Raw genomic sequence first — 11,871 nt, 5'->3', positions numbered from 1 at the left:
GCAAGCCCGCTCCCACAGTTTTGAACGCATTCCATAGAGCGAACGAGGGCGTCGGCTTAGTCCGCACTCACCACAATCGACACCCGGCGGTTCTCGGTGCGCCCCGCCGCCGTCGCGTTGGAGGCCACCGGTTCGCTGCTGCCCAGCCCGCGCAGTTGCACGTTTTCTTCTTTCATACCGACGCTCGCCAACACGTGTGCCACGCTTTTCGCCCGGCGCAGGGACAGTTGCTGGTTGTAGGTTTCCTTGCCTGAGGCGTCGGTGTGGCCGTCGACGCGCACGCGTTCAATGCCCACGCCCAGCAGCGCCTTGCCGATGCGCTGGACGATTTCGGTGCTGGGTGCATTCAGGCTTTCAACGTCGCTGCCAAACAGCACCTTGCCCGACAGGCCGAAGGCCCATCCCTCGTCAGTCAGTTCGAAGCCTTGTTGTTTGAGCACCGCGACTTGCGCCGGTGTCAGGCCTTTGGGCGGCGGTGTCTGGCAGCCGCTCAGGGCGAGCAGGGCCACGAGCAAGGTGATAAACAAAACGCGTGCGGTCGAGAACAAGGGACTAACTCCTGTGTTGAACGGTGGCGACGGGCTGCTCCAGCTCCGCCGTTTGCTGGCCACCCTGGGACAGCCGTTTGGCCTGGTACATCGCTGCGTCGGCGGCGTTGAGCAGGGTGCCCGGGGTGGCGCCATGATCCGGGTAGACGGCGATGCCGATACTGAGTGAGGTCAACACCTGGGTGTCGCCGGGCAGAGGAATCGGTGCGTCCATGCTGGCGATGATCTTGTCGGCGATGCGCTGGGCGTCCTCAAGCTTGTGCAAGGGCGACAGCAGGATGGCGAACTCGTCGCCGCCCAGGCGCGCCACCAGATCATTTTCCCGCAGTTGTGCACGAATGCGCGTCGCCACCGCCACCAACACCGCATCACCTGCGGCGTGGCCGTAGTTGTCGTTGATGTCTTTGAAGCGGTCGCTGTCGAGGAACAGCACCGCCACTTTTTCATTGAGCTTGGCAGCGCTGCGCAGGGCGCGAATCAACCGCCCTTCGAAGAATGCGCGATTGGGCAGCCCGGTCAGGCTGTCGTGGCTGGCCTGGTGGGCGAGGGTTTCGTTTTCGCTTTGCAGGTGGGTCTGCCAGGCTTCCATCTCGTCGAGCAACGCATTGAAGTCGTTGCCCAGGCTGTCGAGTTCGGCAATTTTCGCAGGCGGTACCCGCCGGTCGAAAGCACGTTCGCTGCGGGCGGCGTGCGCCACCGAAGCGAGGCTGTGCAACGGGCCGGTGATGCCGCGCAGCAGGCGCCTTGCCAGGTACAACGCAACCCAGGCGCTGAGGGCGGTGCACACCAGAATCCCGGCCAGCCCGCTGAGCAGGAAGCGCAACAGGCTGCCGCCATGGCCCGTCAAGTGGACGCTGCCGATCACTTGCCCCTGATGCAGGATCGGCTGGGTGATCGGCTGTTCGAGCAAGGCATGGGCCAACTCCAGCTCAATGATTGACAGCATCCCGGTTTCCGGGCGCTCCCAATGGGCCAATTGCTTGCCCTCGGCGTTGAAGACTTCGGCCTCGGCCACCTCTTCCTCCGAGGCAATCACGGCCAGCGCTTCGGTGGCCGCTGCGCTGTCGTTGAACACCACCGCCGCTTCCACGGTGTAGTTGATGGAGCGGGCGATCAGATGCAGGTTGTGGTCGGCATACACCCGCAGCGCCAGCACGCCGAGCAGGGTCAGGGAGACGCTGGCCATGGTCACGGCCATCAGGGCCAGGCTCAGGTGCCCACGCCCGATCACCGAACGCAGGGTTGGGCGCACCGGCGCTTTACCGAACCTCATGACCCTGACGCTCGACGGCGTGACAGCTGCAGCACGCTGGGATGAATGCGCACACCGCTGCGGGCCACGGAATCGAGGTTGACCTCGAACGACACTTGCTCATCCCCCACCCGCAGGCAGAACAGGCTGCCCACGGTGCATTGGTCGCCGCCTTCGCTGATGCTGAGCACCGGATGGCCGATCAGTGACGCGAACAGCCGGCTGCGCTCGTCGCTGGCCAATTGGCCGATGTACACGGCGTCACAGGCGCTGGCGATGTTGGGATGGTCGGCCAGCAAACGCTGCACCACCACCGGACGGCCTGTGGCCTGGGTGGTGCCTTTGACCAGATCATCGGTGTATTGGGTCGGCCCGACGATGCACAGGCGCAGTTGAGCAGGTTCTACCGGCCAACGGGCGTAACTGAGAATGCCCAACACCACTTGGGTGACGGCCTTGGACCGCTGATCGGCCATGCCGGCAGGCGGCTGGGCAAAAGCGAGGGGCGTGAACACCCACAGAAACGCCAACAGCAGCATTCGTCTCCAGCTCAAACTTCGCTCTGTGGGCGAGACAGCCACGTTCATGCAGCGATTCTCTTTGATCGTACAAGGATGATGCCGCAACGATAGCACACCGACGGAAAACCCCCGAGGCGACACCTAGGAGGATTCCGACATTTTATTAAGAAAAATCACACATTTGGATCAGAAAATTTTGATAACCCATCGGTCAGCTTCTTTAACGATCAGGCCCCCAGTTCCAGCATCAGCCCACTCAAGCGTTTCACCTTGCGACGCACCGCCTCTTCAAACACACCGCCCCGGGGTTCAATCAGGCTGAACCAGTCCTTGGCGCGAGTGATGCCGGTATAGATCAGCTCTTTGGTAAGCACCGGGTTCAACGCATCCGGCAGGATCAATGCCGTGTGGGTGAATTCAGAGCCCTGGGACTTGTGCACGGTCATGGCGTAGACGGTTTCCACATCGTTGAGCCGGCTGGGCAGTACAAAGCGCACGCCACCCTGGCCGTCGTTGCGCGGGAACGCCACGCGCAGCACCTGTGGCCCGCCATCGCTTTCGGGCAATTTCAGGGCGATGCCAATGTCGCCGTTCATCAGGCCCAGGCCGTAATCGTTACGGGTCATCAGCACTGGACGCCCCTCGTACCATTGCTGGTCGCTGTCGATCAGCCGGGCCTTGAGCAACGCAGCGGTGATGCGCAGGTTCAAACCCTCGACGCCCCACGGCCCTTTGCGTACGGCGCAGAGCAACTGGAAGGCATCAAAGGCTTTCAGCAGTTTTTGCGCCCACAGGGTCCAGGCGTCGTCATCCCGTGGTGTGTCAAGGGCGGGGCGCGCGGCCTGTAGCAACTTCAGGTAATAACGGTAGCCGTGGGCGCCGTCGCCGTGCCCGTCCAGTACCAGGCGCTCCAGGGCATGGTCGTGCTCGCCCTTGAGGCTGACGCAAAACAGGTCGGCGTGGCTGCGGGCGGCCAGCAGTTTGCGGGCCTGTTCGGCGTTTTGCTGGTTGACCCAACGGGCCAGTTGGCCGATGCCACTGCCTTCGCCAAAACGGCGCGAGTAACGCAGCATCACCACTTGTTGCGCCAAGGGATGGCTACCGTCGAGGTCTTCCTGCAGGCCGCTGGCGCCAAGGTCTTCGCCGCTGACTTGTTGCAGCCACTGGCGGGTTTGCCGGCTGTAGAAACCGGCTTCGGCGTCGCGGCACAAATCCCCCAGCACCGCGCCGGCTTCAACCGAGGCCAACTGGTCCTTGTCGCCCAGCAGCACCAGGCGAGCGTGAGGCGGCAAGGCGTCCAGCAGGTTGGCCATCATTTCCAGGTCGATCATCGAGGCTTCGTCCACCACCAATACATCCAGGGGCAACGGATTGCCGATGTGATGCCGGAAGTGTCGGGTACCGGGACGACTGCCCAGCAAACGGTGGACGGTGGTGACCTGGGTCGGGATTTTTTCCTTCACCGCGTCAGGCACTTTCAGCGACAGCACTTGCTGGCTGATGGACTCGGTCAAGCGCGCGGCCGCCTTGCCCGTGGGCGCCGCCAGGCGGATACGCAATGCGCCGCCCGTTTCCACGGCGGGTGCCTGCAACAGCGCGAGCAAGCGCACGACCGTGGTGGTCTTGCCGGTGCCCGGGCCACCGGTAACGATGCTGAATGCACTGCGGGTCGCCAAGGCGCAGGCGAGTTTTTGCCAGTCGACGACGCCGTCCGGCGGGGCTTGGTCGAACAGGCGATTCAAGCGTTCGGGCAGATCGTCGGCAACGCTTTCGCGGGTGGCGAGCCGCAAGCGCAACGCAGTGTCGATGCGCCGTTCGTAAGCCCAGTAGCGGCGCAAGTATAGGCGCTTGCCCGACAGCACCAGTGGTCGGGTTTGCGCGTCTTCGCCGCCGTCGACGGCCAGTGCCACCAGGCGGCTTTCGGCCAGGGCGTGGCACCAATGGGCACCGCCCAGGCCGTCGAGCAATTGAGATGGCAGCAGCATGGCGCCGGTTTGCGCATCGCCTTCGGGGGGCAGCGACAGGGCGAAATCCGGGGCCTTGAGGGTTTCGAACAGGTCCAGGCACACGTGGCCGTGGCCCAGTTGGTGGCTGGTCAGGGCAGCGGCCAGCAGCACTAAAGGATCAGCTTCGGGATCAAGTTCGTGGAGGAAGCCGACGAAGGCTTTATCCAACGCGCGCAACCAGCCGCGCTGCACCCAGAGATCGAGCAGTTGCACGAGGTCGGCAGCGCGGCTGAGGGGCGTCAGTTCCTCAAGCGGTAACGGCGACAGGCTCATAGCAGCACTCCTTGTTCCCAGGCGGGCTCGGCCTTGGGTGGTAGCGGTTTGCCTTGGAACAGCAGGTCCAGGCTTTCGATCAATGCCCGGGGTGGCCGGGTGAAATACGCACCCTGGCTCGCGGAATGGGTGCCGCGCAGGAACAGGTACAACGCGCCGCCGACGTGGCGGTCGTAGTCGTAATCCGGCAGTCGGGCCTTCAGTTGGCGATGCAGGGCGAGCAGGTAAAGAACGTATTGCAGGTCGTAACGATGATCAAGGATCGACAGTTCCATGGTCTGTTCTGTGTAGGCCGAATCATCGGGGCCGAGCCAGTTGGATTTGTAGTCCGCCACGTAGTAGCGGCCGTCGTGCTCGAAGGTCAGGTCGATAAAGCCCTTGAACATGCCGTTGAGCAGCACCGGTTCGGCGGCCACGCGCGATACGCCATTGTGCGTGTGCTGGCACACCAGCTTATCGAGCGCGAGGACGTCGACCTTGTGGCTGGCGAACCAGAACTCCATTTCGATCTGGTACTGCTGCAACTCGCTGAGGGCCATCTGCCCGCTGCCCAGCGGCAACCTGGCTTGCAGCAGATGCTCAAGCCAACCGCCGAGGGTGTCGATCCAGCCTTCCCAACCGCGTCGGTTGCAGCGACGGGCGACCGCATCTTCGATAGCCTCGGGGGTGACATTGAAACCTTCGCCGCCCGCCCACTCCAGCAAGCCGTGGAGGAAGGTCCCGGGATTCGGCCCGCGTGGGAAACGATGAATATCGCCGCCAGAAGCCTGCATCTCGCGCGGGGCGTCCGGGTCGAGGCGCTCGTCGTCGAATAGCTTCTGTGCTTGTGGGCTTTCAGGCGCTTCAAGGCTGGCGGCGCTCATGCTTTCGCCGATGCGCAGGGCACTGTAGGAGGCAATCCACCAGTTTTCTGCGGCCTTGCGGTTGGGCAGCAAGGGCGCAAGCAACGTAGCTTCGTTGCGCGGCGGATGGAACACGGCTGCGTCGGCGTCGGGCATTTCTGCGTAGTGCAGCACCGGGCAGCCTTGCTGCAAGTCGAGCAGCCAGCGGGCCAGGCCTGCAGATTCGCCCAGTGAGGCACCGCCGCCAAGCAAATAGCCCAGGGCCGACAGGTGCAATACCGAACTGTTGTTATTGCCGCGTTTGAGGTCAGCGATGCCCAGCCAGCAGGCGTGTTTGGCGCGGGTCAGCGCCACGTAAAACAGGCGCAGGTCTTCGGCCAGGCGTTCGTCATCGGCTTGGGCGATCAACTCGGCAGTGGGCCTGAGGCTGACTTGGGATTTGCCGTTTACGTCGTGGTAATGCAATGGCAAGCGGCTGCCATCCACCGGTTTTGCCGAGCAGATAAACGGCAGGAAAACCAGGTCGTATTCCAGCCCCTTGGACTTGTGGATCGTCACCACCTTGACCAGTTGCTCATCGCTTTCCAGCCGCAAAATCTGCTCTTCACCGGCTTGGCCGGAAAGCGCGAGATGTTCGGCCAGATGGCGAATCAATGCCTGTTCGCCGTCCAGTTCTGCGGCCGCCTGTTGCAGCAACTCCGAGAGGTGCAACAGGTTGGTCAGTACCCGTTCACCATCGCTGCGGGTGATCAGGGTTTGTGGCAATTTGAAGTCGTGCAGCAGGCGCCGCAGCATCGGCAGCACACCTTGGGTGCGCCAGACCGTGCGGTAGTCGCGGAACTGCATCACGCGCTTTTCCCACGCCAGTTCGTCCTGGTTCAGACGCTCCAGTTCCGGCAGTGACAGGTTCAAGGTGACGCAAGCCAGGGCGGCGCGCAGTGGGCGCTCGACGTCAGGCTCGGCGCAGGCCTTGAGCCAGGCCAGCAGGTCGTGGGCTTCCTGGGCGGCGAACACAGAGTCTTTATCGGACAGGTAAACGCTGCGCACACCACGGGCGGCCAACTCACCGCGCACGGCTTGGGCTTCCTTGCCATCGCGCACGAGGATGGCGATGTCTGACGGCAGCACGCCTTTGAAGCTACCGTCTTTGCCGAGGAATCCCGCAGTTCCCTGCTGGCCGCCATTGAGTAACGCGACGATTTGGCTGGCGCAGGAAGCGGCCAACTGTTGACGGTAGAGCACACCGGAAATCGGCTGGTCGGTGGGTAGATGCCAGAGATTCAGCGCAGGCAACGTCTGACCGTTGACCTGCAGTTGCTCCTTACGGCCTTGGGACAATACCGACTGGAACGGCACCGGATTCGTACCGTCGGGTTCGCGGAACAGGAACGCACCACGGCCTTTTTCTGCGCGCTGGAATACATGGTTTACCGCCTCGACCATGGCGTGGCTCGAACGGAAGTTGGTGCCCAGGGTGTGATGGCGGCCAGCGGTGGATTGGCGCGCGCGCAGGTAGGTGTAGATGTCGGCGCCACGGAACGCGTAGATCGCCTGCTTCGGGTCGCCGATCAGGAACAGGCCGCTGTCGAGGTGGCTTTCTTCGATGCGGTAGATGCTGTCGAAGATGCTGTATTGAACCGGGTCGGTGTCCTGGAATTCGTCGATCAAGGCAACCGGGAATTGCTCGCGGATCACACTGGCCAAGCGCTCGCCGCCGTCGGCCTGCAGGGCGGCGTTGAGGCGGATCAGCATGTCGTCGAAGCCCATTTCGGCGCGACGGCGTTTTTCTTCTTCGAAGCGTTTTCCGACCCAGCCGGCGGCGTGTTGCAGCACGGCGGCATCGGGCGTTGGCAGGGCGTCGAGGCTGGCCTTGAGACTGACCATCGCGTCGATACCGGGATGCTGCGGTGGCTCGCCTTTCCAGGCTTCGGCCATGCCGTCGGGCGTGAGGCGGGTGAAGCCGGTGCCGATGTCCAGTTGTTCAAGGGATTCGTCAACGGCCCAGGTGCTGATCTTTTCGAACCAGGGCTCGAAGTAACGAGCTTGCATCTTGCGGCCATCGACGGCTTTGGCAGCGACGGCCTGGAGGCAAAGAGTGCGCAACTCTTCTGCCCATTGCTGCCAGGGGGCCTTGAGTGCAACGAGGGCCTGGCGGCGTTCCTGTAGGCATTCGTTGATCAGCTCGGCGGGGTCACGAGTTTCATCCGTGGGGCGTTCGCTGCCGAACAGCGCGCGTACCCGTGGCATCAGGGCTGCCGGGCCACCCCAATTGTTGCGTACCCAGTTCAGCGCATCGTCATGCATCGGGTAGCAAAACAGTCGCCAATAATCGCGCAGCACTTCGCCGAGCAGATCGCTGTGATCGGTTTCCAGGGTCTGGGTGAACAGGCTGCCGCTGTCGAACGCGTGTTCGCGCAGCATGCGCTGGCACCAGCTGTGAATGGTCGAGACGGCGGCTTCGTCCATCCATTGGGCGGCGATGTCCAGGCGATTCGCGCAGCCGGGCCATTGTTCGGGGCTGTATTGATCACGCAGTTCGGCGATCAGCGCGTCGGGCTCTTCGATTTCGTCGCGAAAAAAACGCGCGGCTTCTGCCAGGCGGATACGGATGCGTTCGCGCAGCTCTTTGGTGGCCGCATCGGTGAAGGTCACAACGAGAATTTGCGGCGGTAGCAACTCGCGGCCGAAGCCCGACTCGTCACCGCCGTGGCCGAGTACCAGGCGCAGATAAAGCGCCGAAATAGTGAACGTCTTGCCTGTGCCGGCACTGGCTTCGATCAGTTGGCTGCCTTTAAGCGGGAAGGCCAGGGCCAAGGGTTTTGTACCGCTCATGCGCTGGCCTCCGCGCTGGTCAGTGATCGCCAGGGGGCGTTGATCAAGGGTCGATACAGGGTCTCGCACCAGCCTTCGAACTCTTCGCTGGCAATCAGCGCGGCGTAGTCGGGAAATTGCCGAGTGAGCGCGGGGCTTTCACGACGCTCGCCGTCGGTGGTTTGGCCGTCGCCTTCATAGGCTTTACAGGCTGCGGCTTGTGCTTTGGCCGGATCGGTTTGGGCGAGCCAGGCGAAGGCGGTCTTGACGGCGATCGGCAGGGGTTGGCTCATGCCGGTTTTCCACGCGAGCAGGAGGTTGCCGAGGAGTTCCTGGGCTGTGTCTTGCTCCAGCGGGGCCAATAACAACGTGTCGTCGCTGGCGACCAGGCCGGTACTTAATGGCAGCCCGCAGGCGCAGGCCACCAGGTGATTGACCCATGGGCGAATCAGGCGGTGCCACTTGCGAGTCTTGATCGAGCCGATGCTGTTGGGGATAGCGGTGACACTCAGGAAGCCGCCGTCGCTGCGTTGGTGCAGGCCGCTGATCCAACCTTCCAGCTGGATACCCTGATGCTCAAAACTGATCGGCTCCGCACTGGTGTACGGGGTGGGCCAGAGTGCCACGAGTTGCTGGTAACGCTGCAACAGGTCGGGCAAAGGCTCGATCAGCTCTTTGCGCAGGCATTCGCCGAAACCGACCATGGGCAACAAGCCACTGCCCTGCAGACGCAGGGCTTGGGCGTTGAGGGCTTCGTCGAAGTTCGACGGCCGGGCCAGTGCGGCGGTGAGCAGACTGTCGCTCAGACTATAGCGCTGCAGTGCGTCGAGGACGAAGGGTTCTTCATCCTCCAGCGGGACTTCGGCGGCTTCAAAGAACACTTTCAGGCGTTGGCTGAAGAAGTGTTTGACCGGGTTGCGCAGGAAGTCCTGCAGTTGGCCGAGACTCAGCGGCTCTTCCTGAATGTAGGGTGCCAGGTTGCCGGTCTCTGGGAGGTTGCCCGGGGTGGCGTGGAGCAATTGCCACTCGCGGGCGTAGCTGAACAGCTCGTCGCCTTCATGGAAGTAGCGGGCGCTGAAGGGTTGGAGCGGGTGTTCCTGGGTAGTGGCTTCCAGGAGCGGCTCGCCGCTGGTGGTGTGCCAGCCGCTGGCAATATGGTCGCGCAACTGGCCGATCAGCACGGAGGCCGGGCGATCACTGTTGTCGCGAATGCTGCGGCCCACCCAACTGATGTAGAGCTGGTCACGAGCCGAGAGCAGGGCTTCAAGCAACAGGTACCGATCGTCTTCGCGGCGTGAGCGATCGCCGGGGCGGTAGTCACTGCCCATCAGGTCGAAGTCCAGCGGCGGTTGGGCGCGTGGGTAGTCGCCGTCGTTCATGCCCAGCAGGCACACCAACTTGAACGGTATCGCGCGCATGGGCATCAGGGTACAAAAATTGACAGCCCCTGCGAGAAAGCGTTGGGACAGCCGGCCTTGGTCGAGGCCGGCTAACCAGGCCTCGCGTACTACGGTCAGGGGTAATTCGTCGTGCAAGCCGACGGACTCGCAGGTCTCCAGCCAGGTTTCTCTCAGTTGCTCGAGTTGACCCAATAGGTAGTCATCGTGCTCGTTGCTCGGGAGGAAGAACAGCTGCATCAGGTTTTGCAGGCGCTCGCCCCACTCCCTCGGCGCGGCAGGTTGTGACAGGGCCTGGTGGGCGTCGTGCAGCGCGTCGAGCAGTGCAACCAGCGGGCCGATCAGTGCGGCGTCGAGGCCGCCGATTTCATCGTAAGGCTCAATGCCGTCGCAGGCAGCACCGGTTCCGACGGCGTAACCCAGGAGCATGCGGCGCAAGCCGAAACGCCAGCTGTTTTGCTCCAGCTCATTGGGCAAGCCAAGGCCGGCGCGCTGTTCGGCGTTGAGGCCCCAGCGGATGCCGGCGCCTTCGATCCAGCGGTGCAGGGTCGGCAGGTCACGCTCCTTGATGGCGAAGCGTTCTCGCAGCGCCGGGACGTCGAGCAGGTCGAGGATTTCACTGACCGGGAAGCGGCTGTCGGGAAGCTTGAGCAGGTGCTCGACGGCAATCAGCAATGGGTCACGGCCGCGCTGGCCTTGGTCTGTCAGCGTGAAGGGGATGAAGCGTAGGTCGCTTCTTTCAAGCTGGCCGAATACGGCGCGAATGTGCGGCGCGTAGCTATCGACGTCGGGGACCATGACGATGATGTCGCGCGGGCGCAGCGTAGGGTCGGCGCTGAAGCGCTGGAGCAGTTGGTCGTGGAGGATTTCCACTTCGCGTTGGGCGCTGTGGGCAATATGGAAGCGGATGGAGGTGTCGTGCCCCAGGTCGACGCTTGGCCAGAGTTCGCGGGTTTCGTTGAGCGGACGCAGTTCGAGAATGTCGTCCTGGAGCTGGTTGAGCAAGGTGGTCGGCTCGCTGTCGCTGAACAGGTCGATACGGCCGTCGCGGAATGCTGAGCGGTAACTGTTGGGATCGTCGTAGCTGTCCAACAGGTTGATGTAGTCGCGCCCCTGTTTACCCCAGGCAGCGAGCAGCGGGTGGGCATGCTGGTGCAGGGTTTGCGGGTCGATGGTGACTGGCATTCCGGCTTTGCGGGCCTGGCGTTTGTATTCGTTTCGGAGCAGGTCTTTGTCGGCAACGATGTCGGACCAGTGGTGGCGGCAAGGGTTGTGCACACACAGCAATACCTGGCTGAAACGGGCGAGACCCGCGAGTGCTTCCAGGGCTTGGGCCGGCAGGGAGGAAATGCCGAAAACGATTACCCGGGAAGGTAGGCCCACCGGGGCTTGTTCTAGGGTATTGATGCGTTCGATAAAGCGCTGGTGAACACCGGCACGACTCTGGGACATACCCTCCTCTCCGACGTCCAGCAGCAGCGCACGCCATAGTTCGGCTTGCCAGCAGTTGGCCGGGCTCAGGGGCTTGGACTCGCCTCTTCCATTGCGCAATTGGTGGAGGCCTGCGGCCCAGTCTTCCAGCCAGTCGGCACGGTAGACTTGATATTGGTCGAACAGGTCGGCCAGGCGCTCCGCCAATTGGTAGCGTTTGCGCAGATCCGTGTCGTGGGTCAGGAAGCGTTGCAGGGGCTCGAAGTGGGGCTGATGGATCAACTCGGGGAGCAGGCGCATGAGGCGCCAGGTCAGCGGGGCTTTATCGAGCAGGGACTTGGGGGGGATTTCATCCTTGCCCAGGACCATGCGATAGAGCTGCCACATGAAGCTGCCGGGGAGTTGTACGTCGATCGCCGCGGCGATGCCGCAACCGCCCATGTCGTCATCTTCAGGGTCTTCGGCCAGCGCCAGTTTCAGCCACTGGGCAATGCCGTTGCTTTGTACCAGAGCGATTTCGTTTTCCAGGGGAGCCAGCGGGTAGCGGCGCATCCAACTGACTACCAGGCTGCGCAGTTCATCCAGACGGTTGCCGTGAACCACCATGAATCCAGCACTGAGGGACGTCGCATCCGGCATAACGGCTTCCTTGGGAAAAGCAAAATCGAGGGATGGACTTTAGCATTGAAGGCCGTCGCAGGCTGCAAGCGAGAAACGCGTGAAGGTGGCCCGCCGATACTTTCCGACCGCCCAAAACAAAACCCCTGACTGCGTTAGCAATCAGGGGTTC

At 62.8% G+C, this 11,871-nt stretch carries 6 protein-coding genes; all 6 read right to left on the bottom strand.

All coding sequences use genetic code 11. The annotated features are described in order from the left end of the window. Positions 1–56: 56 nt before the first annotated feature. A complete protein-coding gene (locus HX855_RS27225; RefSeq protein ID WP_177091209.1) occupies positions 57–548 on the bottom strand; it encodes an OmpA family protein in 492 nt (163 codons plus the stop codon). A 4-nt stretch (positions 549–552) separates the two neighbouring features. Beyond that, a complete protein-coding gene (locus tag HX855_RS27220) occupies positions 553–1,821 on the bottom strand; it encodes a diguanylate cyclase domain-containing protein (protein ID WP_177091212.1) in 1,269 nt (422 codons plus the stop codon). Beyond that, the gene (locus tag HX855_RS27215; protein ID WP_177091214.1) at positions 1,818–2,387 is read right to left on the bottom strand and encodes a YfiR family protein; all 570 of its coding nucleotides are present in this window, start codon (positions 2,385–2,387) and stop codon (positions 1,818–1,820) included. Before HX855_RS27215 ends, HX855_RS27220 begins: the two co-directional genes overlap by 4 nt. A 161-nt stretch (positions 2,388–2,548) precedes the next feature. Then, entirely contained in the window at positions 2,549–4,600 is a 2,052-nt protein-coding gene (recD, locus tag HX855_RS27210) for an exodeoxyribonuclease V subunit alpha (protein WP_177091216.1), read from the bottom strand. Continuing rightward, positions 4,597–8,274: an exodeoxyribonuclease V subunit beta gene (recB, locus tag HX855_RS27205; RefSeq protein ID WP_177091218.1), complete on the bottom strand. Its 3,678-nt coding sequence runs from the start codon at positions 8,272–8,274 to the stop codon at positions 4,597–4,599. Before recB ends, recD begins: the two co-directional genes overlap by 4 nt. After that, positions 8,271–11,720: an exodeoxyribonuclease V subunit gamma gene (recC, locus tag HX855_RS27200; RefSeq protein ID WP_177091220.1), complete on the bottom strand. Its 3,450-nt coding sequence runs from the start codon at positions 11,718–11,720 to the stop codon at positions 8,271–8,273. Before recC ends, recB begins: the two co-directional genes overlap by 4 nt. Positions 11,721–11,871 lie beyond the last annotated feature (151 nt).

This window comes from Pseudomonas sp. IPO3778 (assembly GCF_013386825.1).
Classification (GTDB): Bacteria; Pseudomonadota; Gammaproteobacteria; order Pseudomonadales; family Pseudomonadaceae; genus Aquipseudomonas.
The sequence above is the reverse complement of the archived record's forward strand: the minus strand, read 5'-3'. Positions and strand labels throughout refer to the sequence as shown.

Excerpts from the sequence above, each read along its gene's own strand:
- HX855_RS27220 (WP_177091212.1), bottom strand. The coding sequence starts at position 1,821 with ATGAGGTTCGGTAAAGCGCCGGTGCGCCCAACCCTGCGTTCGGTGATC.
- HX855_RS27215 (WP_177091214.1), bottom strand. The coding sequence starts at position 2,387 with ATGAACGTGGCTGTCTCGCCCACAGAGCGAAGTTTGAGCTGGAGACGA.
- recD (WP_177091216.1), bottom strand. The coding sequence starts at position 4,600 with ATGAGCCTGTCGCCGTTACCGCTTGAGGAACTGACGCCCCTCAGCCGC.
- recB (WP_177091218.1), bottom strand. The coding sequence starts at position 8,274 with ATGAGCGGTACAAAACCCTTGGCCCTGGCCTTCCCGCTTAAAGGCAGC.
- recC (WP_177091220.1), bottom strand. The coding sequence starts at position 11,720 with ATGCCGGATGCGACGTCCCTCAGTGCTGGATTCATGGTGGTTCACGGC.